The organism is Proteus sp. G2673, assembly GCF_009915125.1.
Lineage (GTDB): Bacteria > Pseudomonadota > Gammaproteobacteria > Enterobacterales > Enterobacteriaceae > Proteus > Proteus penneri.
On the sequence record NZ_JAABLT010000001.1, the window covers coordinates 32,200 to 57,614 of the forward strand.

Below are 25,415 nucleotides of genomic sequence, written 5' to 3' on the forward strand. Positions count from 1 at the left end.
AAAAAGAACATAATACTGAACCTGAAAACAACTTCGTGGTCTTAAAGACCTCTACACCCTATACATTGATAATAACTGAACATGCAAAAATTAAAGTTTTTAAGGTTTTCGAAAGAAAATATTGTCCTTTTTTTAGCTATCTATCTTGGTTTTTTTCTAAATATTTCCGTTTACATTGGCCGATACGGCACACAGAATACAAATAACCCCCTCATTGATGCATTATATATTCTAGGTGAAGTTGTCGTTAATATTGCCTTTACCTTCTTTTTACTGCGTTTTCTTTCCTTTTTTGGTTCCCTTTTTTTTAAAATAGTCGCTTCTTTTATTCTTATCGTCAGCGTTTGTGCTAGCTACTATATTTCGTTTTACGATGTTGTCATTGGTTACGGTATTATCATTTCAACACTCACTACAGATACCGATTTATCTAAAGAGCTGGTTAGTCCTAATGTCATTATTTGGATTGTTGGCTTATCTATTTTACCATTAGCACTTATTTGGCTATGTAAAAAACCAGAAAAAAATCTCACTACAGAGCAGAAGAAAAAAATCTGGATAAAAAACACAGCTAAAATGCTTGTGATTGCCGTCGCTGTATTTGCTTATCTAAAGACCTTAGATTCAAAACAGAAAGCCTACGAAATCAAAAATAACTTAGATTTACCAAGCTACAGTGGGGGCTTAAGTTATGCATACTTGCCCACAAACTGGATCATTCCATTATTCCAATATGCAATAACGCAGTATGACGATACGTTTAATAACCAAAATATTTTTGATCCCGCTGATCATTTCACATACCAACCATCAAAGGCTAATGAGGATGTGTATGTTGTCTTTATTATTGGTGAAACAGCAAGATGGGATCATATGGGATTATTAGGATATGAGCGTCAAACCAATCCTCTATTAAGCCAAGAAAAAAATCTTGTCGCCTTTAAAGGTATTTCTTGTGATACCGCAACCAAGCTTTCATTAAAATGTATGTTTGTGCGAGAAAACGGAACAGAAAGTAACGATCAGCGAACATTAAAAGAGAACAATATTTTCTCAGTTCTGAAACAGCTAGGTATGACATCAGAACTCTTTTCAATGCAAAGTGAATTGTGGTTTTACAATAAGCTTGATTTAGATAATTATGCGATGAAAGAGATGATGACCGCCAAAAACAGCAACTTTGGTAAAGAGCTTGATGATACTTTATTAATTGCTGAAACGGCGAATGCGGTTTCTCAGCGTCCAAAAGGAAATCATTTAGTGATTTTACACACTAAAGGCTCTCACTTTATGTATTCTCAACGTTACCCAGAATCATTCAAAAAATATCAACCTGAATGTTTAAATGTGGATGATGAGTGTACTAAAGGGCAATTAGTGAATGCTTATGATAACTCTATTCTTTATACCGATTATTTTATTGATGGCATACTCGACACATTACGCGATAAAAAAGCCATTGTGTTTTATACCTCCGATCACGGTGAGTCTATTTCAGAAAAAGGTGGCTTACACGGCACACCAAAAGAAATCGCACCACCAGAACAATTTAAAGTGCCTTTCTTAGTTTGGATGTCGGATAGCTATTTAGCAGAGCCTGAAAACAAGCAGTTATTTGATAACCTAAAACGCAATCAAGTTGCGGAGCGCACGTTCTATCATCACAATATTTTTGATTCAATGTTGGGTTGTTTAGGTTATTCATCTCCCGATGGTGGCATTAATAATCAAAATAATCTCTGTTTTGGTGAGACACCATCAACTGAAAAATAAATCTTTAATGAGCCATTAGACAAAACCCCACACTCAACTTAAGCGTGGGGTTTTTATTCTTCTTAACTTAATAAATAAGCTAATTATTGATTAAAGCTAGCATCAGTATAAAGATGTGTTGCCTGAATATCTTTTACTGTTTTTGCGCCACCTAACATCATATTAATTTTTAATTCTTTATTTAAATGTTGGATAACTGAATTTACACCTTCAGCTCCCCCTAAATTTAATCCATAAAGGATCGGGCGACCAACAGCCACAACATCTGCACCACTCGCTAATGCTTTAAAAACATGAGAGCCACGACGTACGCCACTATCGAAAACAATAGGTACACGTTTATTCACCACTTTCGCAATCGCAGGTAATACATCAATGGTTGCTGGAGCACTATCTAATTGACGACCACCATGGTTAGACACCCAAATCGCATCTGCGCCAGCTTTAATGGCAGTATCTGCATCTTCAGGTGATTCGATACCTTTTACAATCACTGGTAAACCAGACATTTTCTTCACATATTGAATATCTGCTGGTGTGAAGGCTTGTTTAGCTTGTGCATAAATTTCGCTAATACCCGCACCTTTACCTGTCTTAGATTTATCATCGCTAATTTTTGCGAATGCTTCTAAGTTGGCAAAGCCTAATGGGAATTGGAAATTATTTTTCACGTCATCTTCACGATAACCACCAACCGAAGAGTCGATAGTCATAATAATACCTTTAGCGCCATACTGTTTTGCTTGAGATAAAATATACTCGTTAAAGGCATCATTTTTACTCATATACAATTGAAAGAAGAAAGGATAACCCGGTTGAGCATCTGCCACTTCTTTAATGGTTTTATTACCATAAGTACTTAATGAAAAAATAGAACCTGCTTTTGCCATACCTTTTGCTGTGGCGACTTCGCCTTGTTGATGAGCAAGCCCTTGAGCTGCCATCGGTGCCTGAATGATAGGCGTATCTAATTTAATACCTAAAAATTCTGTTTTTAAATTTAAGTCAGAAAATTCGATGCCTTGTAATGACCGAGGCATAATATATTTTTTATCAAATGCAGTCGTATTTGAACGTAAATTATTTTCGTCTTCTGCACCACCTCGAATATAACCAAAAGCGCCTTTTTCCATATTAGCTTGAACTTGTGCTTCCATGGCTTTTAGGTTGACTATTTTTATTGGGCCTTCAGCAGTACTTGCTTTATATTCAGCCGCTTGTGCAACACCCACACTTAATGCCATCGCAATAGCGGTTGTTTTTAATATTTTGCTTTTCATTTTCGATCCGGTTGTTAATTAAGGGCTTATATCTATAATTTAATAAATTTAAATTTTAATTAAATTATATTTTTCAAAAAATAATATAAGCCCTATTTTTGGATAAAACTTAAATTAACCGCTTACTTTTTTGTTAAAGTATTATAGCTTGTCATAAGATTACGATAGTCTGGAATATGGTTAGCAAACAGTGTGCCTAATCCTTCAACATCATTACGCCAATCACGGTGTAACTCACAAGCTAAACCAAACCAGTTAATTAATTGCGCCCCTGCTTTTGACATTCTATCCCACGCAGAGTCACGAGCAATAGCATTGAAAGTCCCTGAAGCATCGGTTACAACAAACACTTCAAAACCTTCTTCAAGTGCTGATAATGCAGGGAATGCGACACAAACTTCAGTCACAACACCTGCAATAATCAGTTGTTTTTTGCCTGTCGCTTTAACTGCTTTGACAAAGTCTTCATTATCCCATGCATTAATTTGTCCAGGGCGGGCGATATAAGGGGCATCTGGGAACATTTCAACAAGTTGAGGCATTAGAGGGCCATTAGGGCCATCTTCAAATGAGGTGGTTAAAATGGTAGGTAAATTAAAGTATTTAGCGGCATTGGCTAGCGCTAATACATTATTATTGAATTTATCTGGCTCGATATCTCTGACTAAAGAGAGTAATCCTGCTTGATGGTCTACCAACAGAACAGCGGCATTATCTTTATCAATACGATGATATTTAAAGCTCATAATAATCTCCGATAGTATAATAGAGGTAAGACTCAATTAAATCATAGCACCAAATTTATATGACAATACTCAGATCCTTTTAAAATTACATCTTAATGTATTTATTAATAATAAATAATCGATTGTAAACTTTAAATATAATTAAATATCACGATATTTAATTAACTGTTTATTTGTTTATATAAATTTATTCGTTTCGTTGAAAATAATTATAAGTGCAACCATTCTTAAATGAATCTAAAGATTATTGCTTTAACCATTCAAAATTTTTGTTGATGTTTTAGATCTGGAAAAAAAGATAAAAAAACCCCCGCGGGCGGGGGTGAGATAAGCGCAATTAAAAGGTCTCAAACTTACTATCAGGAGATGGGTATTCATTAATGACGATTACGCACAATTTGATAGCGACGCGTTAAGTACTCAACGGGTACGCTCCAAATATGAACTAATCGACAGAATGGGAACAATAAGAAAATCGTCATGCCTAAAAAAATGTGCAATTTAAATACGAATGCGACACCTTCAAGATGAGCCGAAGCACCGCCGTGGAAGGTCACGATAGATTGCGCCCAAGCCACCAGCTTCATCATTTCGCTACCATCCATATGTTGGGCCGAGAATGGAATAGTCAGCAGACCTAACGCAACTTGAATAACCAGAAGCGTTAAGATCATGATGTCACCAAATGAAGATGTGGCTCTTACCCGTGGGTTGGTTAAACGGCGTTTTAATAACATCACGCCCCCAACCAACATTAATACACCACAAGTACCGCCACCCACCATCGCCATAATTTGCTTATATTCAATTGGCAGAAAAGATTCATACATCCAATGTGGCGTTAACATCCCCAGAAAATGACCAGCAAAAATACCAATGATCCCAATGTGGAATAAGTTAGAAGCCAATCGCATATTTTTCTTGTCTAGCATCTGGCTAGAGCCTGCACGCCAAGTGTATTGACCATAATCATAGCGTAACCAACTACCGATAATAAAAACGGCACCAGCAATATAGGGATAGATATCAAAAAATAACGTATTGATGTAATTCATTTTTGTACTCCCGTATCCAACGAATTTCCCACGTTGAGATATTGAACTGCCGTCTCTTGTGCAAAACGACGCTGATGTTGGCTGATTTTGTTACCACCACATTGCGTACCTTCTCCAAGAAACGTCACTTGTTCTTCTTCCCACACCGCATCTAACGCGGCAGGTGTATCATCTAAAGGCTCTTTTGCTACTTGAGCCGCAAGTTGTGAAGCGTCTAACTCACTTTGTGAAAGACAAAGCAACACATCAAAGAGAGCGTGATAATCACTGCCTCGTTGTTTTAAACGCTCACCTAGCAGAGCCAAAATAGGCGCAATGTTGTTTAGCCCTTCAATACACTCGGTGGCAGGTAAAAGTGTTAAATACTCAAGGTAAGTCGGCAAATAGTCAGGGAGTTCACGGCTGCTTAATGTGATCCCCGCTTGTTGATATTGATTTAACAGATCAACCATTGCCTGACCACGATCGCGAGACTCACCATGAACATGTTCAAATAACAATAGTGATCTCGCTCTACCTCGATCAAAAAGCTCGCTATAATTGGCTTGTGCATCTAACAACTCTTGTTGCGTTAAGGCGTGAATAAACGCCATTAATTTCGCAACTTGAGTCACAGGAAGCTCATCGGCCTCCTGTAATGCGTCAATAAGCTCGCCACGGTTATCCCATAATTCTTGTGTGGGATAATCTAAAAGATGAGAAATAACTTTCAGAGAGATCATCATATTTTCTCCTCTGAACGACGTTCATCCTGTGGTGTTCTTGAAGTGATATCAATCGCATCAATCCGATGACTATTAAACAAATTAAATTTACTATCACTACCATGGCAACCATCACCAAAGCTAAAACCACAACCATTACGTTCTGGGAAAGCTTCTCTCGCAAGTTCTCGATGACTTGATGGAATAACAAAGCGATCTTCATAATTGGCAATAGCAAGATAACGATACATCTCTTGTGCTTGCGCTTCAGTCAAACCGACTTGCTCTAACGCACTTAAATCCGTTTTTCCTTCTACCGTTTCAGCACGTTTGTAATGGCGCATCGCTAGCATACGTTTTAATGCTAATAACACTGGTGCCGTATCACCGGCTGTCAGTAAGTTTGCTAAATACTGAACGGGAATACGTAAGCTTTCTACATCGGGCAGAACGCCTGTATGTGGTAACACACCTGCATCAGCAGCAGATTGAATCGGTGACAAAGGTGGTACATACCAAACCATTGGTAAAGTGCGATATTCTGGGTGCAGTGGTAATGCCAGCTTCCAATCTACTGCCATTTTGTACACAGGCGAACGCTGTGCGGCATCAATTACACTTAACGGAATACCCTGCTCTTCTGCAGCTGCAATCACTTCAGGATCGAAGGGATCTAAGAAGATATCTAACTGGCTTTGGTATAAATCTTTTTCATTATCTGCACTGGCAGCTTGTGAGATTTTATCTGCGTCATACAGCATTACCCCCAGATAACGAATACGCCCTACACAAGTTTCTGAACACAGTGTTGGCTGACCCGCTTCAATACGTGGATAACAGAAAATACATTTTTCTGACTTACCACTTTTCCAGTTGAAATAGATTTTTTTGTATGGGCACCCCGTTAAACACATGCGCCATCCACGACACTTATCTTGGTCGATAAGCACAATGCCATCTTCAGCACGTTTATAAATTGCACCACTTGGGCATGTCGCAACACAAGCTGGATTTAAGCAGTGTTCACATAAACGTGGCAAATACATCATGAATGTATTTTCAAACTGCCCATACATCTCTTTTTGCATATTAGCGAAGTTTTTGTCCGCAGCACGTTGACTAAATTCACCGCCTAAATCGTCTTCCCAGTTTGGACCTTTTTCGATCTTGGTCATGCGCTGACCTGTGATCAACGAACGAGGACGTGCTGTCGGTAATGAGCCTTCTGGTGCATTTTTTAAATGCTCATAGTCATAATCAAACGGCTCATAGTAATCGTCTAATGCAGGGACATCGGGATTGGCAAAAATTTTAGATAATAGACCAACACGGTTGCCCATTCTTGGTACTAATTTACCTTTGATATTTTTTATCCATCCACCTTTCCACTTTTCTTGGTCTTCCCAATTTTGGGGATACCCTGTGCCTGGTTTTGTTTCAACGTTATTGAACCAAGCGTATTCAACACCTTCGCGACTGGTCCAAACATTTTTACAGGTTACTGAACAGGTATGGCAACCGATACATTTGTCGAGGTTGAGTACCATACCGACTTGTGAACGAATTTTCATTATGCCTTCTCCTGTCCATTCAGGGTCTGTTGATAAGCATCACCTTCACCATCAAGCCAATCAATCTGTTTCATTTTACGCACCACAACAAACTCATCACGGTTAGAGCCAACAGTGCCGTAGTAGTTAAAGCTATAAGCTAACTGAGCGTATCCACCAATCATATGGGTTGGTTTAGGGCAAACACGCGTCACAGAGTTGTGAATACCACCACGCATGCCTGTCATTTCTGATCCTGGCAGGTTTATTTGACGCTCTTGTGCGTGATACATATAAATCATGCCATCGGGAATACGTTGGCTAACAATCGCTCTCGCAGTTAGCGCGCCATTACTGTTGTATGCTTCAACCCAATCGTTATCGCTAATTCCCATCTCTTTGGCATCATCTTCACTCAGCCAAACCACAGGGCCACCACGACCGAGCGTTAACATCAGTAAGTTATCGCTATAGGTTGAGTGAATTCCCCATTTTTGGTGAGGAGTCAGGAAGTTCAATGCTTTCTCAGGAAAACCATTTGGTTTTTTACCTTTAACCGCATCAATCGCTTTAGTATCAATAGGTGGACGGTAAACCACTAAGCTTTCACCGTAAGCACGCATCCACTCGTGATCTTGATACAACTGCTGACGACCACTTAAAGTACGCCAAGGGATCATCTCGTGAACGTTGGTATAACAGGCGTTATAAGAGACATGTTCATCTTCAAGGCCAGACCATGTTGGGCTTGAGATAATCTTACGAGGCTGAGCAACGATATCGCGGAAACGAATTTTCTCGTCTTCTTTCACTTTGGCTAAGTGAGTGTGATCGCGTCCTGTCACTTTACTTAATGCATCCCACGCTTTTACCGCTACTTGACCGTTAGTTTCAGGGGCTAAAGAGAGGATAACTTCGGCTGCATCAATTGCTGTTTCAATCGCTGGACGCCCTTTTGCCACACCGTCATGACGGACACGATTGAGTTTTTTCAGGAAATCGACTTCTGTTTGTGTATTCCAACTGATCCCTTTACCGCCATTACCCAATTTATCCATCAGCGGGCCAAGTGAGGTAAAGCGAGCATAAGTATTTGGATAATCACGCTCAACAGGAATAAGATGTGGTGCGGTTTTACCCGGAATAAGGTCACATTCGCCTTTTTTCCAATCTTTCACATCGAAAGGCTGTGCCATTTCAGCGGCAGAGTCATGCTGAATAGGTAATGTCACTAAATCGGTTTCAACCCCTAAATGACCCACGCACAATTTAGAGAAGGTTTTAGCGATACCTTTATAGATTTCCCAGTCTGTTTTAGACTCCCAAGCAGGATCAACAGCTGCCGTTAATGGGTGAATAAACGGATGCATATCCGAAGTATTCATATCGTCTTTTTCATACCATGTTGCGGTTGGTAAAACGATATCTGAGAAAAGACAGGTACTTGACATACGGAAGTCTAAAGTTACCACTAAATCAACTTTACCTTCACCGCCTTTATCTTGCCATTCCACTTCTTGTGGCTTAACTTGGCCTTGCTCGCCTAAATCTTTACCTTGTAATCCGTTTTCGGTTCCCAGCAAGTATTTCAGTAAATACTCATGTCCTTTACCCGCTGAACCTAATAAGTTAGAGCGCCAGATAAATAAATTACGTGGGAAGTTTTGTGGATTATCAGGTTGCTCTGAAGCAAAACGGATTTCACCTGATTTCAATGCATTAACGGTGTAATCAGTGGCACTAACGCCTACCTCTTGGGCTTTTTTCGCAATAGACAGCGGGTTTAAGTTTAATTGAGGTGCCGATGGTAACCATCCCATACGTTCTGAACGCACGTTCATATCGACCAAACTACCACTAAAGCGTGATTTATCCGCTAATGGTGATAATAACTCTGTCGGTGATACGGTTTCATAACGCCACTGACTTGAGTGATTATAGAAAAATGACGTGCTATTCATATGACGAGGTGGGCGCTGCCAGTCAAGACCAAAGGCTAACGGCAACCAACCGGTTTGTGGACGCAATTTTTCTTGTCCAACATAATGTGCCCAGCCCCCACCACTTTGACCAATACAACCACAGAAAATCAGCATATTAATAATGCCACGATAGGTCATATCCATGTGATACCAGTGGTTAATACCGGCTCCCACAATCACCATAGAACGACCATGTGTTTTTTCTGCATTATCTGCAAATTCACGTGCAATACGGGTGATATCTTGACGGCTTACCCCCGTCACTTTCTCTGCCCATGCTGGTGAATATGCTTTGATTTCATCGTAATTTGATGCGCAGTTTTCATCATTTAAGCCACGATCAATACCGTAGTTTGCTAATAGCAAGTCATAGACGGTTGTAACGTATTTTTCTTCGCCATTCGCAAGTGTAATACGCTTAGCAGGCAGTTTATGAACGAGAACGTCATCAAGAACAACACCTTCAAAGTATTCACTCTTGATGCCACCAAAGTAAGGAAATGCCACATCTACAACATCATCGTGGTTCTCTAAAAGCCCTAATTGTAAAGTGACTTCTTCACCACTCTTACCGTCTTTAGGCTCAAGATTCCATTTAGCTGCGCCTTCCCAACGAAAGCCCATCGAACCTTGAGGGGCAACCAATTGCTGTGTTTTCTCATCAATAGCAATGGTTTTCCACTCTGGGTTTTTCTCCTGATCGAGATTGTTCACTAAATCAGAAGCTCGTAACATACGACCCGCAACTAAATTGCCAGAATCATGTTTATCTAACATCACTAACATTGGCATGTCAGTGTAAGTGCGCACATAGTTACTAAAGTATTCAGTTTGGCGTTTAACGTGGAATTCGTTAAGAATAACGTGTCCCATCGCCATTGCCATTGCGCTATCAGTACCTTGTTTTGGATTTAACCATTGGTCACACAGTTTAGCAATTTCAGCATAATCAGGTGTAACCGCAACAGTTTTAGTCCCTTTGTAGCGAACTTCGGTAAAGAAGTGGGCATCTGGAGTACGTGTTTGCGGTACGTTAGAGCCCCATGCAATCAGATAAGAAGAGTTATACCAGTCCGCCGATTCAGGAACGTCTGTTTGCTCACCCCATGTCATGGGTGATGCTGGTGGTAAGTCGCAATACCAATCGTAAAAACTTAAACATGCCCCGCCAATAAGAGATAAATAGCGCGCACCCGCAGCGTATGACACCATCGACATTGCTGGAATTGGTGAGAAACCGATAATACGATCAGGACCATATTCTTTAGCTGTAAATACGTTAGAAGCGGCAATAATTTCATTCACTTCAGACCATGAAGAACGAACAAAACCACCACGACCACGAGCTTGTTTATAGCTTTTGGTTTTTTCTGGCGAGCTAATAATAGAAGCCCAAGCATCGACAGGATCACTGTGTTGTGCTTTCGCTTCACGCCATAATTTAATTAGGCGTTTACGTACCATTGGGTATTTAACGCGGTTCGCACTATATAAATACCATGAATAGCTTGCACCACGAGGACAACCACGAGGCTCATGATCGGGTAAATCAGGACGTGTACGCGGATAGTCCGTTTGTTGGGTTTCCCATGTGACTAACCCATTTTTGACATAAATTTTCCAGCTACAAGAGCCAGTACAGTTAACACCATGAGTGGAACGGACAATTTTGTCATGTTGCCAGCGACTACGATAACCATCTTCCCAGTCACGATTAACATTTAATTCTTGGCCATGATCCTTTGAAAAGGTATCGCCAAGCTGTTTAAAATAGCGGAATCTATCGAGAAACTTACTCATCAGATACTCTCCCAATGCGCGTGAGCGCTCTCACATTGCGTATAATTCGTCATTATTGTTTATTGTGTTTACGTCCATAGACCAACCAAGTGATCAAGACGCAGGCGATATAAAATAGAACAAAGATTTTCATGGCACCGGCAGGTGAGCCAGTCATTGCAAGCGATGTGCCAAAGGCTTTAGGAATAAAGAAGCCACCAATTGCACCAATGGCTGAGATAAAACCAAGCGCAGCTGCACTTTCTGTTACTGCTTCTTTTTGCGCTGCTTCATCAGAAGCACCTTGTGCTTTCATGCGGTCAACGGTGATTTTTCTAAACACCACAGCAATCATTTGGAATGTAGAACCGCTACCTAAACCTGCGGTTAAAAACAGCACCATAAATACGCCATAGAACGCGATAAATGAGCCACCAGCACCGTTTTCAGGTAGTGTTAAGAAGAGTAGAGCAGAGAAAATTGCCATAATGATAAAGTTAATCAGCGTGACTCGAATGCCTCCAAATTTATCCGACAAAGCGCCACCCACAGGGCGAGCTAAGGCACCTAATAAAGGTCCGAAGAAGGCATAATGCAAAATAACGATATCGGGAAATTGGGTTTTCGATAACATCGCAAAACCCGCTGAAAAACCAATAAATGAGCCAAAAGAACACAGGTATAAAATACTTAATAACCAGAGGTGACCACGTTTTAAAACAGGTAATTGCTGACTTAAAGAAGCTTTGTTAGCCGCAAGGTCGTTCATACCAAACCAAGCTGCAAATGTCAGGATCAACAAGAAAGGAACCCAAATCCACGCAGCATTTTCTAGCCATAAACGTGAACCATCAGGCTGAACGACACCAGGGCCACTAAATAGAGCAAAAACACCAACGCCAACCACTAAAGGGGCGACGAGTTGCATAACACTCACACCGAGATTACCTAATCCGCCATTTAATCCTAATGCCCCACCTTGACGTGCTTTAGGGAAGAAAAAGCTGATGTTTGCCATACTGGATGCAAAGTTTGCTCCAGCAAAACCACATAACAGCGAAATTATAATAAAAGTTGAGTAAGACGTTGTGGCGTCCTGCACGGCGACGCCTAGCCAGAGACAAGGAATTATCAGAAATACGGTACTGATTGCCGTCCAGCGACGGCCACCAAAAATAGGAATAACAAAGGAATAAGGAACGCGCAGAATAGCACCTGAGACTGAAGGCAGTGCCGTCAGCATAAATAGCTGATCTGTGGTAAAGTTAAAACCTACTTTGTTCAAATTTACTGCAACAGCACTAAAAAGCATCCATACGCAGAATGATAAAAGTAAACAAGGAACAGAAATCCATAAATTACGTGAAGCGATCTTTTGACCAGTCTTTTCCCAAAAAGCTTTATCTTCAGGATGCCAATCTTTGATCACCCCTTTTTTCATTTTTTCTGGGTGTTGAGTGAGTGCCATAACAACCTCGATTAACGGTTAGATTGGCATCTTTGTACGATTAGAATTGTTAATTAGTCATGATCTGCATCAAGCAAACATTTGTTTGATTTTTGAACTAAAATCACTATTTACACCTAAGTATTAATAACATAATACTTAATTTTTTATTTTAAATTAATTAGTTAGATTAAAAGCATCATAATTTAGAAGTGAAATTATCTCTATTGGATATTTAGGAGTAATACTTTAGTAGTATATGACATTGGGTGTCTTTTTAAGGCAATATAGCGCCAGAATAAACTTGGAAAAATAACGATGAGTACACATAAAATCCAATGGCACTACCGTTTTTCAATTATTAATCAGATAGCGATATTAATGTTACTTTTCACGCTATTGGGTGTGGTAGGAATGGCAATTTCTAACCATATTATTTTGAGTGTGCAAGGTAACGCTCATGCGATTAATAAATCTGGATCGTTGCGAATGCAAAGCTATCGTTTGCTATCTGCTTTACCTCTAGATGAACAGCATCGTTATTACCTTCATGAATTAGAAACCGATTTAGACAGTGATGAATTACTTCAAGTCCTAAGCAATGAATCGCTACAATCACAATATGCTCAATTAAATACTTACTGGAAAGATACCTTAAAACCAACATTGCTCTATGCAAAACAACGTGATGATGCAAAAGAAGAAGTTATCTTTTTTGTTTCTCAACTCGATAAATTAGTGTTAAGTATCGACCAGCTAACAGAGCAAAAAATCAGGATGGTGGCTTATACTCAGCTTATTTTTACTGCACTCACTCTGTTATTACTGTTTGGCTCTGTTTGGCATTTTCGCCGTCGTTTATTACATCCTTGGCAACAATTAATGGCGATGGCTCATTCAATTGGTCATGGTAATTTTTCAGCACGTTTTCATCAGCGCGCACACCATGATGAAATTGCCACATTGGGTATCGCACTCAATACCATGTCAGAAGAGCTTTCTACGCTGTATAGTGAACTAGAAAAAAGAGTGGTCGAAAAAACGCACGACTTACAACAGAAAAATAAAGTGCTCTCTTACCTTTATCATTCAAGCCAGCAATTACACTCTCCTGCCCCTCTTTGCGCTCGATTAAGACAGATACTATTTGAACTTCAACAAATCATTCCTGATGCTTATTTGCAGATACGTTTATATGAAGATAATCATCACACACTGTTTAATGAAATCAGTTTAGAACCTCAATCACGTCCACATCACTGCCCAGATAAGCAATGCGAACGTTGTGAAGATAATACGTCAATAACGACTTCATTAAATAGTGGGTTATTACATTGGGAATTAGCTGATCAAATCCATCGTTATGGATTATTTGTTATGCAGTTACCTGAAAATACAGTTTTAACTGACGAACAGAATAATTTAATGTTATTACTAACAAAACAGATCTCAGCAATGCTTGCGATGGAACAGCAAAACGAACAGCAGCAACAGCTTTTACTCATGGATGAGCGTTCGGCAATTGCTCGTGAATTACATGACTCTATTGCTCAATCGCTTTCTTGTTTAAAAATGCAAGTTAGCTATTTGCAAATGCAGTCAGAAACCTTACCGGATAACTGCCAAAAACTCCTTAAAGAGATGCGAGAAGAGCTTAATGTGGCTTATCGTCAACTAAGAGAACTGTTAACCACGTTTCGCTTAAAACTCACAGAGCCGGGATTACTAGCTGCGTTAGAAAGTACACTGACCGAATTTAATCAGCGCCTTGGATTTACTATTAATTTTGACTATCAATTACCTGCAAAATGCGTGAATTCACATCAGAGTATTCATGTGGTTCAAATTGTACGTGAAGCATTGAATAATATATTACAGCATGCCAATGCCAACTGGGCTGAAGTCTCTTTATCTCTCGATAATGGCATTATTGAATTAAAAATTAACGATAATGGTGAAGGAATTAGTCCTAACCCTGAAAAATTAAATCACTATGGCCTTATTATTATGCGTGAACGCGCAAATAGCCTAAATGGCTCTTATACTATCAAAGTACGTGAACAGGGCGGTACTCAAGTGCTTGTTAAATTTCCATTAATCACTACTCATAAAGACCCTGTCTAACATGGAGCAAGTCGTAATGAATAACATGGGATCCCCCACAGAAAAAGCGACAATTTTACTCATTGATGACCACCCAATGCTACGCAATGGTGTAAAACAACTCTTAAGTCTTGATACAACACTCACTGTCGTTGGGGAAGCGGGTGATGGTATTCAAGGCGTGAAACTCGCAGAAGAATTAGATCCAGATTTAATTTTGCTGGATCTGAATATGCCAGGAATGAATGGTTTTGAAACACTTGATCAACTTCGACTAAAGTCGTTATCAGGTCGGATCGTTGTTTTCAGCGTATCAAATTATAGTGATGATTTAGTCACAGCGTTAAAACGTGGTGCAGATGGCTATCTTTTAAAAGATATGGAGCCTGAAGAATTGCTTGCAGCACTTAAACAGGCGGCTGCCGGAAAAATGGTTGTCAGTCCTGCATTAACGCCGATTTTAGCAGAATCATTACGTGAAGATCGTTCTGAAGGTGAGCGTGATATTGAACAACTCACCCCGCGTGAACGTGATATTTTAAAATTAATAGCGCAAGGGCTATCCAATAAAATGATCGCACGTAAACTTGATATCACAGAAAGTACGGTCAAAGTGCACGTTAAACACTTACTAAAAAAGATGAAGCTAAAATCTCGTGTTGAAGTTGCCGTTTGGGTTCATCAACAACGTATCGATTAATCAAAATTAGGTACAATGGGCTGATGAGAACTCATCAGCTCAACTAATTCTTTTGCCCCTTTTTGTAACGACTCCCCTTTTAGCCACATGGCATGAATAGGCAATCGTAACTCATTTTTCGTATTCTTAAACTGCAGCTGTTTTAATTTTCCTTTTTGTAATTGAGTATAAATCAGCGAATACGGTAAATTACCCCATCCCATTCCCGCTTCAACCATACCTAATGCCATTTGAAAACTATCCGTTTGCCAATAATTTGTAGCCACTAATGAGCGTTCATCTCTCAACTCTTTGGTGTGACTAGCGATCATAATTTGGCGAACATTCACTAAATCCTCAATAAATACGCCTGCTGGGTGTGCTAATGCAATATGACTTGCTGAGATTGTTGCCACTAATGACTCTGAGCCAAGATATTGAAATTGCTCATCACCATTCACATACAAGCCCCCATAAACGAGGCTCAATTGAATTTTATGTGAATGCAACATTTCAATAATGTCGTCTTGTGCTGCGGTTATCACATTCACATTAAGTAATGGATAACGTTGGGTTAATTCAGATAACGCAGGTAATAAATAATCAGGATTAATATCAGCTGCAACACCAATATTTAAAACACTTTCGAGATCCATGGAAAGCTCTTGTGCATGCACTTGTAATAATTTTAATTGCTCTGCGATCATTCTGGCATGAGGTTCAAGTGCTTTGGCTTTTTCGGTTGGTTGAGGCTCTCGTGATGAGCGCTCAAAAAGTGCATAGCCTAATTCAGCTTCCATATTGGCAATCGCCATACTAACTGCAGAAGGAACACGTTTTAATGAACGTGCTGCTGCAGAGAAAGATCCCTTATCCATCACGGCTAAAAATATCGCAATATGTTCACTTGAAAACTGCATGTTCACTCCTGATGTTTCAGTTAAATTGATACTAGTTGACTTTTTATGTCATTCTTGCTGATTTATCTTACGATGCTTAACAACACGGATCCACAGAAAAAAGAGAGCACAATGCAAGGTATTAAACGAAAAATTGTCTACGTGACAGCTTATGAGATTTTTGGCTGGGTTATTTCATCCGTTGGACTTGCTCTTTTGGCTGATAGCTCAACAGCAGTAACTGGCCCATTAGCGCTTGTGATAACAACAATCGCGGTGAGTTGGAATTTTATTTATAACTGTATGTTTGAATTTTGGGAAAGTAGGCAGATTTCAAGAATTCGAACTTTTAGGCGCCGTATTGTACATGCAATTGGATTTCAGCTAACACTAGTACTCTATTTAATCCCATTAATTGCATGGTGGCTTAATGTTTCGTTATGGCAAGCGTTAGTGATGGATTTTGTGCTGATAATTATTATCCCTTGTTATACTTTCGTTTATAACTGGGTATTTGACAAAGTATTTGGTTTACCGGCATCTGCATTACCTGAAAATGCGCCTGTAGCCTAAACGACAAATGAATTAAGAAGAGTGATCTGCAATTAAGATCACTTTTTAACGGGGTAGATATCTTCTAATGCAAATTGCTCAATACCGCCTTCTAACTCACAACGACCCAAACCAATATTTTTATCATCAGCCGTTGTTCTTTTGAGTAACTTACCTGTTACTTGAGAAAGTTGAGTATCTAATTCAACAACACGATAATACTCTTTCATATAGCTTTCTTCACCTAGCGCCATATAAACTAAAAATTCATCACCTATTTTAATGTTCATCTCGTTTTTACTTACTCTTAGTCGTTAATCTAATGATGATAGAATAAGTTTAGTCTAACTAAAGAGAATAAGAGAAAGATTGACTCACTCGATATTACATTAAGTTAATTTATTAACTTCCAACTCATCATAATGATGCTGATCAGAATAAACGACAGTGTTAAATATTGGAAAAAACGCTCTGATAAATAGACAAGTAAATAGCGTGCTAATGGAATAGAGAATAATGATCCTAAGCAAAGAATAAGTGCCGTGTGAACATCGGTATAACCACCAGCACTATAAGCAATCGCTGAGCCACCCGAAAGGATCGTAGTAATAAAAATAGAGGTCCCAATTGCCTCTTTAATCCCCATTTGTGCAAAACGCATTAATACAGGCAATACCACTAATCCCCCTCCAACTCCCGTCGCTCCAAGCACAAGCCCAGCACTCATTCCTGGTACAAATAAGGAAGAAAAAGTAACGGATGAAGGTGGTGGCAAAGAAATTAAAAGATCTGAACCTGTTGATCTTCTTATCATTCGTTGTAAAAACAAAATCAATGAAAACACGATGGCAACGATCATTAAAATATTAATACCAGATTCAACACGATCGTAATATTGAGGTTGCGATCCCAACCACGTCACCCCATAACTCGCTAAAAAAGTTGCAGGAAACATGATCGCCAAAATTAATAATGCGGGTTTTAATGGAATATTACCTAACCGAAAATGAATATAAGAAGACGAGAGTTTCATTAGCATAGATAACAAATTAGCCGTTGCCACAGCCGCTAATGCATTCATTCCAAAAAGATAAATAAGAACAGGCAATAAAATAACGCCTCCGCCAACACCGGTCGTTGTAATAACTAACCCTATTGCAGCGCCGATAAGCAATTGTGAGACGAGTAACATCTTATTTCCTTTTGCTGATAATTTAGCGAGCCTAGATTATAGGCAAAATAACTTATAACCAAAAGGAATTAGATATAACAAATAGATATATAAATAAAGTTATTATAAAAAAGCCCTTTAATACGAAATTTACTCATCTTAAAGGGCGAATATTAAAGGCAGGTATTATTCTTATTAATCAATATATTAATTCTTTAATACGCTTAATTTATTTCAGCTAAAACGGTTTCTGCTGAAAAGTAATCACCTGTTTTAGCTTTTTGCTGTAATACCCCGTCACAAGATGCGACCACCTGAACTTCCATTTTCATCGCTTCCATAATAGCAATAACATCACCTTCTTTGACGTTGTCACCATCAGATAAGATCCAGCTATGTAATACACCAGAAATTGGCGCAATAACTGCTTTTTCATTCTCTTCTTTCTCATGACTGGCATTCATTGCTGTTGGTATTACCGCAGAGAGTGATAATAATTGAGCTGGCAAAGCAAGTTCATGACGACGACCATCAATTTCAATAAAGGTACGAACGAGTTCTTCATTTTTTGCTGATGTACTACGTGGGAAATGGCTATTTTTTGCCTGAAAATCAGTTTCAATCCAACGAGTATGTACCTTAAAATCTTCAGTAAAATCGGGGTGTTCCATCATTTCACAATGGAAAGGCAATACACTTGCCACACCTTCTATTTTAAATTCAGATAATGCCCGACGAGCCCGTGCAATGGCTTGTTCACGTGTTGCACCTGTCACTATCAGTTTGGCCATCATTGAATCGAATTGGCGTGAAACCTGATTATTTTCAGCAACACCACTGTCTACTCGCACACCTGGACCTGAAGGCTGAGAAAAATGTGTAATTAAACCGGGTGTAGGTAAAAAACCTTTCGCCGGATCTTCTGCATTGATCCTAAATTCAAAAGAATGACCGCGCGGGACAGGGGTTTTATCAATACTGAGTGGCAACCCTTCAGCGATACGTAACTGCTCGATAACTAAATCAATGCCTGCCGTTTCTTCTGTCACTGGATGCTCTACTTGTAGACGAGTGTTTACTTCCAGAAATGAGATAGTGCCATTTGCACTTAATAAAAACTCAACTGTACCTGCCCCTATATAGCCCGCTTTAACACAAATATCTTTAGCTGATTGGTGAATACGTTCACGTTGTTCATCTGTTAAATAAGGTGCTGGGGCTTCTTCAATCAGCTTTTGATTACGACGTTGTAGCGAACAATCTCGTGTTCCAACGACAACAACATTGCCTAATTTATCTGCGATAATTTGCGCCTCGATATGACGAGGTTTATCTAAGAATTGTTCAACGTAACATTCACCACGTCCAAATGCGGTGACGGCTTCTCGTACTGCGGAATGATAAAGCTCTTCAATTTCTTCCATTTTATGGGCAATTTTTAAGCCTCGCCCACCACCACCAAAAGCGGCTTTAATCGCAACTGGCAAACCATATTGCTTGGCAAAATCTAATACTTCTTTGGCATTATTAACAGGATCAGCCGTACCATTTACAAGAGGAGCACCAACAGATTGTGCAATTTTACGTGCTTTCACTTTATCGCCAAGTACCTCAATCGTTTCAGGATTTGGCCCGACCCAAATAAATCCGGCTTCTTGTACCGCTTTTGCAAAATCCGCACGCTCTGAAAGAAAACCATAGCCTGGATGGATCATCGTCGCTTTAGCTTTACTAGCAATATCAATAATTTTGTTGATATCTAAATAGCTTTCTTTCGGTAAATTACCATTGAGTCCATAAGCTTCATCAGCAAGACGAACGTGTAGTGCATCAATATCATCATTGGCATAAATGGCAATTGAAGTGGCACCATAATCCTGACAAGCACGAATAATGCGAACCGCGATTTCACCTCGATTTGCAATAAGTACTCGATGCTTCACTCGTTGTTTTTGGTTAATTGTTGTCATGAGTGGCACTCTCCTATCAATATTCTTGAAATTCGGTAATTGGATTAAAACGAATTTTAGCGTTAACAGGGATTTGCCCTGCGAGTGGTAAGTGATATTCAGCGACAGCACCAATAACAGGATAGCCCCCTGTTAATGGGTGATCGTTAAGAAACAAAACAGGCTGCCCATTAATTGGTACTTGTATTGCACCAATACAGGTGCCTTCACTTGATAATTCTTGTTGTTGCTCACGCGCAAGGGGCGTTTCGCCCAATAAACGTAAACCAATACGATTAGATTGTGGTGTGACTTGCCATAATTGAGAGGTTAGCGTCTTTATTGCATCCGCGGTAAACCAGTCAGTACGAGGGCCTAAAACGATATCAAGTGTGACAATATCACCTTGTTTTGGCAGCACTGATGTTGGCTGTTCATCGGCTACAATACCGTTTGAAATGCTTTCATTATTCAGATGAAGGACATCTCCTTCTTGCAGTGCACTAGGCCCAATTTGCGCTAAAGTATCAAAAGCCTGACTACCTAAAACTTTAGGTAATTCAAACCCACCTCTCACAGCAAGATAGCTACGTACCCCTGTTGTTGGTATACCTAAAATAATTTCATCACCACAACGAACATCAATTGGTTGATAGCTTGATAGATATTCACTCTTTCCCGACTCATGTTTTAGTAAAATAGAACAATCCGCCCCAGTTAAGGCAATAACACAATCTTGTCGCGCTTTAAGTGTTAATCCACCTTGAGTTATCTCAAGTGCCACGAAGGTTGTCGGATTCCCAACTAAACGATTAGCCGCATGTAAAGCGGGTTTATCTAGTGCACCAGAAGCAGAAACCCCCATTGATGCAGCACCAATTCGTCCTTCATCTTGAAATAATGTCTGTAACCCTGCCGAAATGACATATAAGCCTGTATCATTTAATGAAAGAGGGGGAGCTACTGCCGATTTTTTTTCAGGCAATGAAACGGTTATTGGTGCTTTTTGTGCATCAATAAAATGCACTTCATTTCCCGGTAATAAAAAGGCGGGTTGTTCGCGGGAAAGATCCCACATTTTTATTTCCGTCGTTCCGATTAACTGCCAACCGCCGGGACTTTGTTGTGGATACACACCACTAAATTCACCGGCTAATCCAACAGAACCTGCTGGGATCCGTGTACGAGGCGTTTTACGACGAGGTACATAGAGCTGGGTTTCATCAGCGATCAGATAAGCAAACCCCGGTGCAAAACCAGTGAATGCAACTTGATAGGTTTGTTCTGTATGTCTGCGGATCACTTCATTGGTAGTGATCCCTAATAATTCAGCGACCTCATTGAGATCTTCACCTTGATAATGAACAGGGATCGTTAATGACTGTGTTTGACGTGCTGATAGCGCTTTGATTTCTAATTGTCGGAGCTGAACAACAAGTTCTTCAGCCGTAATTAGCCACGGTGTATAGTGAATTAAGAGCGTTTTCGCTGCAGGTACAATATCTTCAATAGCAGCAATATCCGCTTGTTTAACGGATTCATACAATGCGAGCGTCTCTTTTAAAGAGGAGAGTTCGACAAGTAAGTGAGACAAGTTAACAGGCAAAAAGCGCAAAGTATCTTCCTCCCTTATACATGATAAGCAGCATCAGGCACATCAGTAATAAACATATGCCCTGGAGCATGACTGAGCGCGAAAGGAACGCCTGAACGCATCACCGCCGCTTGTGGTGTGACACCACAAGCCCAAAACACGGGGATCTCACCTTCTTCAATTCTCACTGGTGAACCAAAATCAGGCGACATAATATCGTTAATACCTAGAGCATCAGGTGAGCCAATATGCACGGGAGCACCGTGTACCGAAGGAAAGCGGCCGCTGATCATTACTGCATCAGCAATTCTATCTGACGGAATAGGACGCATTGAAACCACTAACTCGCCTTCTAATCGTCCTGCTGGGCGACATAAACGATTGGTTTTATACATCGGAACATTGCAGTTATCCGTAATGTGTCGAATTTCAATACCCGCTTCTAACATCGGCGTTTCAAAAGTGAAACTACAACCAATAAGAAACGTTACGAGATCGGGGTGTTGTGCCCATATGGCTGTAGCATCTGTAATCTCATCTGTTAATTTGCCATTTTCCCAAACACGGTAAAGAGGAATGTCAGTACGCAGATCGGCGTTTTTCGCTAAAACAGTACGATAACTACCTGATTCACAAACATCTAAGATAGGGCAACTTTTAGGATTACGCTGTGCATAAAGTAAAAAGTCGAATGCCCAATCGCGAGGCAAACTAATCATATTTGCTTGTGTCATTCCTTTTGCCATACCTGCTGTTGGTATAGCTAAACCATGACGAATTGCTAATCGAGCCTCTTGTGCTTTGGTGATTGCATCAGCAGTTGCTTTCATTAAAGTTGTCATATTTACCCCTTAACTTTCAGTAAAGCAGGAGCAAATGATTTAATTGCAATACCATGATTTATTAAAGTTTCTTTTACGCTTTTGGCTAAATTGACTGCATCAGGACTATCACCATGAACACAAATAGAATCAGCTTTTATCGCCGTAAAAATACCTTCTATAGACTCAACACCACCTTCTTGTACAAGTTGTAGCATACGTTGTGCAACACGTTCAGGATCATGTAAAACTGCGCCCTCTTTTTTACGAGAAACCAGAGTGCCATCAGCGTGATAAGCTCTGTCTGCAAAGGCTTCGGCTATAACACGAAGTCCTTTTTCTTTTGCAAGAGTAATCAAAGGTGATCCTGCTAAAGCAACTAATGTCAGTTGAGGATCTACGGCGAGTATCGCCTCAATAACAGCAAGTGCTTGGCGTTTATCATGAGCAATTGTGTTATACAACGCGCCATGAGGCTTAACATAAGTCACGCTCAAACCCACTGCTTTTGCCAATCCTTGCAAAGCACCTATTTGATAAATCACATCTGCGGTTAATTCATCACTGGCGATATCCATATTACGGCGACCAAAACCCACTAAATCAGGATAAGCGACATGTGCCCCTATTGCGACATTGTGTTGTTTTGCCGCTTTTAATGTTCTTAAAATTCCATCCGGGGAGCCAGCATGGAAACCACAGGCAATATTGGCACTACTGACTATTTCAAGTACTGCATCGTCATTGCCCATTGTCCATTGTCCGAAGCTTTCACCTAAATCACTGTTTAAATCGATGGCATTTATCATTGTTATTATTCCTTTAAGCAATCTTGAGGTAGTTGAAAATCGCACCGACTGACATGATGCCCATATACCAAGTCAGTACACAGACTAAAATGCCTGACCATAACAACCATGCTGGGTATTTATAGCCATTCATTAAGTCTTGGCGACGCCATGCAACAAAAATAAACAGAGTCATACCAATAGGTAAAATCAGACCATTAAAACCACCGGCAAAGACTAATAGAGCAGCGGGCGCTGTTCCCATCATCATATAAATAGCTAATGAAACAGCAATAAAGATAATGGTTGCGATATTACGTTGGCGTTCTGTGATCCCTTTTTTAAACACCGTAATAAATGACATAGAGGTGTAAGCAGCACCAATAACACTAGTGAGAGCAGCGGCCCATAAGATAAGACCGAAGATACGTAACCCAGCTAAACCCGCAGCATGTTGAAATGCTTGTGAAGCAGGGTTCGCAGCATGGCTAGAAATATCTAATGTTACACCGCTAGCCACAACACCTAAAATGGCAAGGAACAAAATGTAGCGCATCAATCCAACAACTAAGATACCTTTTGTTGCAGCCTTCGATACCGCTTCAATATTCTCAATACCCGTCGTTCCCTTATCAAGAAGACGATGAGCACCCGCATAACAGATATAACCCCCTACTGTTCCCCCCACAATCGTGGTAATTGTGGCAAAGTTAATAGAGTCAGGTAAAACTGTTTGTCTTAATGCTTCGCCAATCGGTGGATTGGATGCAAACATAACAAAAACAGTTAGTAAGATCATGACCATACCAAGAATGATAATCATACGATCAATAAAGTTACTGGCTTTACGTGAAGAGAAAATATAGATCGCAAGCAATGCACTTAAGATCCCACCCCATTTAGGATCTAGTCCAACCATTGCATTAAGCCCTAATCCTGCACCTGCAATATTACCAACGTTAAAAACTAAACCACCGAAGATAACTAATATCGCCAGCAAATAGCCACTTCCCGGGATAGCTTTGTTGGCAATATCTGAAGCCCGCATATTGGTTACCGTGATCACTCGCCAAATACTTTGTTGCACAATAAAATCAATCACAATCGACGCTAAGATCCCAAACGCAAATGCGGCCCCCATTGTCGCCGTAAAGGTTGCAGTTTGTGTAATAAAACCAGGACCAATTGCTGAGGTTGCCATTAAAAAAATAGCGGCAATCAGAGAGGAACGTCTACTTTTTATAAACGAAGTTGGAGCTGTATTTGCAGAATCTTGTGTAGCCATAAGCTACCCCCTTTATCATCATTATTTTAATTATTATTACTAAGGCAATTTACATGCCATTGTTGAGCATGAATACGTGATTGTTAATCAAGTGATGTTAGATTGTTGAACAATTAATAATAATAGATGAATAAATAAGCAAATAGATTTAAATATGGGATGATAAAAGTGCAAAGAAGATCGCATTTTTAACATTTTATTGACAATTTGAGATGATTTATTCGTATCAAAAATGCACGGGAATGAAGCATAAAAAGATAAGATGCACAAAAATAGTGCATATAAATAAAGAAAAATAAATTTGAACATTAAAAATTGATAAAGAAAAAATCAATTTTTTTAATAAAAAGAAACAGAAAGCAATATTGTAGAGAGTGATAAGTACAACATACAGCGACAATAGAGGTTATATATTGTAAAGCTCACTGATAGAATAGATGTTTCTATTGAGCTAATAGCAGAAGATAATGCAGAAAAAAACATCTCCACAAATTCTTTCTCAAAAAGTCGCCAATATTATTCGACAAAAGATCACTATAGGAGAATTACCTCCTGGTGAAAGACTTTCAGAAACCGCATTAAGTGAAACGCTAGAGATATCGCGTAATACTTTGAGAGAAGTTTTTCGTGTGTTGACGCAAGAAGGGCTGTTAACTTATAAACCTAATCGTGGGGTTTTTGTTTCAGTACCAGATATGGCCTCTATTATGGATATTTATCGTGTAAGACGGTTAATTGAGTGTGATGCATTACGACATTCTTATCCTATGCACCCAGCCATTATTAGAATGCAAGATAGTGTCGAACAAGCAAAAAAGTTTCAAGAACAACAAGATTGGAATAGTGTCGGAACCTGTAACATGCATTTTCATACCGCAATTGTTGAGCTTTCAGATAGCCCTAGACTGTTTAAACAATACCAACTTATTCTAGCAGAATTACGTTTAGCCTTCGGTTTATTAAACGATCCTCAATTACTACATGCACCTTATATTGAGAAAAATGAACAGATTTTAAGGCTATTAATGGATGGCAAAGCACAAGAAGCTGCGATGGCAATGGAAGACTATTTGGAAATTTCAGAAAGGACAGTGCTCGCTGCATTCTCTCGTCATAATTTTTGTTAATTATTCAATTAATAATAAAAATGCCCTATGTTGGGGCATCTAAATAGTGTATTTTTCATTATTATTTTATTTAAAAACTCCAAACGCAAAAAAGCCAACCCATTGGGTTGGCTTTTTCGTCTTATTTAATG

Annotated in this window: 20 protein-coding genes; 5 read left to right on the forward strand and 15 right to left on the reverse strand. The window is 39.6% G+C overall.

Translation table 11 applies throughout. The features are described from left to right. Window positions 1-81: 81 nt before the first annotated feature. Window positions 82-1,773 (forward strand): kdo(2)-lipid A phosphoethanolamine 7''-transferase, encoded by a 1,692-nt coding sequence (gene eptB / locus GWI59_RS00160; protein WP_161723659.1) that lies wholly within the window; start codon window positions 82-84, stop codon window positions 1,771-1,773. Window positions 1,774-1,856: 83 nt separating this feature from the next. Here eptB and GWI59_RS00165 read toward each other — a convergent pair whose 3' ends face one another. The 7 genes from GWI59_RS00165 to GWI59_RS00195 all read right to left on the reverse strand — a co-directional run bounded on the left by GWI59_RS00165 (window position 1,857) and on the right by GWI59_RS00195 (window position 12,337). Next, complete coding sequence (locus tag GWI59_RS00165) at window positions 1,857-3,053, reverse strand: lactate oxidase (protein WP_109848543.1); 1,197 nt, start codon at window positions 3,051-3,053, stop codon at window positions 1,857-1,859. 122 nt (window positions 3,054-3,175) lie between these two features. Then, on the reverse strand, window positions 3,176-3,799 hold the full coding sequence (gene ycaC / locus GWI59_RS00170; RefSeq protein WP_072063835.1) for an isochorismate family cysteine hydrolase YcaC: 624 nt from the start codon (window positions 3,797-3,799) through the stop codon (window positions 3,176-3,178). Between the two features lie 377 nt (window positions 3,800-4,176). Then, window positions 4,177-4,854: a respiratory nitrate reductase subunit gamma gene (narI, locus tag GWI59_RS00175; RefSeq protein ID WP_006535456.1), complete on the reverse strand. Its 678-nt coding sequence runs from the start codon at window positions 4,852-4,854 to the stop codon at window positions 4,177-4,179. Continuing rightward, window positions 4,851-5,576, reverse strand: coding sequence for a nitrate reductase molybdenum cofactor assembly chaperone (gene narJ, locus GWI59_RS00180; protein WP_167426098.1), 726 nt, complete (start codon window positions 5,574-5,576; stop codon window positions 4,851-4,853). Before narJ ends, narI begins: the two co-directional genes overlap by 4 nt. Continuing rightward, window positions 5,576-7,129 carry a nitrate reductase subunit beta gene (narH, locus tag GWI59_RS00185; protein ID WP_109399401.1) on the reverse strand — a complete coding sequence of 518 codons (1,554 nt, stop codon included), beginning with the start codon at window positions 7,127-7,129 and terminating at the stop codon, window positions 5,576-5,578. The genes narJ and narH overlap by 1 nt, the downstream gene beginning before the upstream one ends. Next, window positions 7,129-10,890 carry a nitrate reductase subunit alpha gene (locus tag GWI59_RS00190; protein WP_161723662.1) on the reverse strand — a complete coding sequence of 1,254 codons (3,762 nt, stop codon included), beginning with the start codon at window positions 10,888-10,890 and terminating at the stop codon, window positions 7,129-7,131. The genes narH and GWI59_RS00190 overlap by 1 nt, the downstream gene beginning before the upstream one ends. 52 nt (window positions 10,891-10,942) lie before the next feature. After that, complete coding sequence (locus GWI59_RS00195; RefSeq protein ID WP_115065059.1) at window positions 10,943-12,337, reverse strand: NarK family nitrate/nitrite MFS transporter; 1,395 nt, start codon at window positions 12,335-12,337, stop codon at window positions 10,943-10,945. A 297-nt stretch (window positions 12,338-12,634) separates the two neighbouring features. Here GWI59_RS00195 and narX point away from each other — a divergent pair, with 297 nt between their 5' ends. Together narX and narL are read left to right on the forward strand one after the other, a co-directional pair. Beyond that, the gene (gene narX, locus GWI59_RS00200) at window positions 12,635-14,440 is read left to right on the forward strand and encodes a nitrate/nitrite two-component system sensor histidine kinase NarX (RefSeq protein WP_161669576.1); all 1,806 of its coding nucleotides are present in this window, start codon (window positions 12,635-12,637) and stop codon (window positions 14,438-14,440) included. 25 nt (window positions 14,441-14,465) lie between these two features. Continuing rightward, window positions 14,466-15,119: a two-component system response regulator NarL gene (gene narL, locus GWI59_RS00205; RefSeq protein WP_109399424.1), complete on the forward strand. Its 654-nt coding sequence runs from the start codon at window positions 14,466-14,468 to the stop codon at window positions 15,117-15,119. Here narL and GWI59_RS00210 read toward each other — a convergent pair. Continuing rightward, complete coding sequence (locus tag GWI59_RS00210) at window positions 15,116-16,018, reverse strand: LysR family transcriptional regulator (protein ID WP_006535470.1); 903 nt, start codon at window positions 16,016-16,018, stop codon at window positions 15,116-15,118. The two genes, narL and GWI59_RS00210, sit on opposite strands and share 4 nt — an antisense overlap. A gap of 111 nt (window positions 16,019-16,129) precedes the next feature. Here GWI59_RS00210 and GWI59_RS00215 point away from each other — a divergent pair, with 111 nt between their 5' ends. Next, the gene (locus GWI59_RS00215) at window positions 16,130-16,570 is read left to right on the forward strand and encodes a PACE efflux transporter (RefSeq protein ID WP_006535471.1); all 441 of its coding nucleotides are present in this window, start codon (window positions 16,130-16,132) and stop codon (window positions 16,568-16,570) included. 38 nt (window positions 16,571-16,608) lie between these two features. Here the strand turns inward: GWI59_RS00215 and GWI59_RS00220 are convergent, their stop codons facing one another. The 7 genes from GWI59_RS00220 to GWI59_RS00250 all read right to left on the reverse strand — a co-directional run bounded on the left by GWI59_RS00220 (window position 16,609) and on the right by GWI59_RS00250 (window position 24,157). Beyond that, window positions 16,609-16,839: a hypothetical protein gene (locus tag GWI59_RS00220; protein WP_109848539.1), complete on the reverse strand. Its 231-nt coding sequence runs from the start codon at window positions 16,837-16,839 to the stop codon at window positions 16,609-16,611. Window positions 16,840-16,943: 104 nt separating this feature from the next. After that, complete coding sequence (locus GWI59_RS00225; RefSeq protein ID WP_109848538.1) at window positions 16,944-17,741, reverse strand: sulfite exporter TauE/SafE family protein; 798 nt, start codon at window positions 17,739-17,741, stop codon at window positions 16,944-16,946. 203 nt (window positions 17,742-17,944) lie between these two features. Next, complete coding sequence (locus GWI59_RS00230) at window positions 17,945-19,690, reverse strand: acetyl/propionyl/methylcrotonyl-CoA carboxylase subunit alpha (protein ID WP_161723664.1); 1,746 nt, start codon at window positions 19,688-19,690, stop codon at window positions 17,945-17,947. 16 nt (window positions 19,691-19,706) lie between these two features. Continuing rightward, window positions 19,707-21,284 (reverse strand): 5-oxoprolinase/urea amidolyase family protein, encoded by a 1,578-nt coding sequence (locus GWI59_RS00235; protein WP_109848536.1) that lies wholly within the window; start codon window positions 21,282-21,284, stop codon window positions 19,707-19,709. Between the two features lie 14 nt (window positions 21,285-21,298). Continuing rightward, window positions 21,299-22,105 carry a putative hydro-lyase gene (locus GWI59_RS00240; RefSeq protein ID WP_006535479.1) on the reverse strand — a complete coding sequence of 269 codons (807 nt, stop codon included), beginning with the start codon at window positions 22,103-22,105 and terminating at the stop codon, window positions 21,299-21,301. 2 nt (window positions 22,106-22,107) lie between these two features. Further along, the gene (locus GWI59_RS00245; RefSeq protein ID WP_109848535.1) at window positions 22,108-22,893 is read right to left on the reverse strand and encodes a LamB/YcsF family protein; all 786 of its coding nucleotides are present in this window, start codon (window positions 22,891-22,893) and stop codon (window positions 22,108-22,110) included. A 13-nt stretch (window positions 22,894-22,906) separates the two neighbouring features. After that, window positions 22,907-24,157, reverse strand: coding sequence for an NRAMP family divalent metal transporter (locus GWI59_RS00250; RefSeq protein ID WP_161723666.1), 1,251 nt, complete (start codon window positions 24,155-24,157; stop codon window positions 22,907-22,909). A gap of 467 nt (window positions 24,158-24,624) precedes the next feature. Between GWI59_RS00250 and GWI59_RS00255 the strand changes: the two genes are divergently transcribed. Then, window positions 24,625-25,284, forward strand: a complete 660-nt coding sequence (locus tag GWI59_RS00255; protein WP_006535483.1) for a GntR family transcriptional regulator — start codon at window positions 24,625-24,627, stop codon at window positions 25,282-25,284. Window positions 25,285-25,415 lie beyond the last annotated feature (131 nt).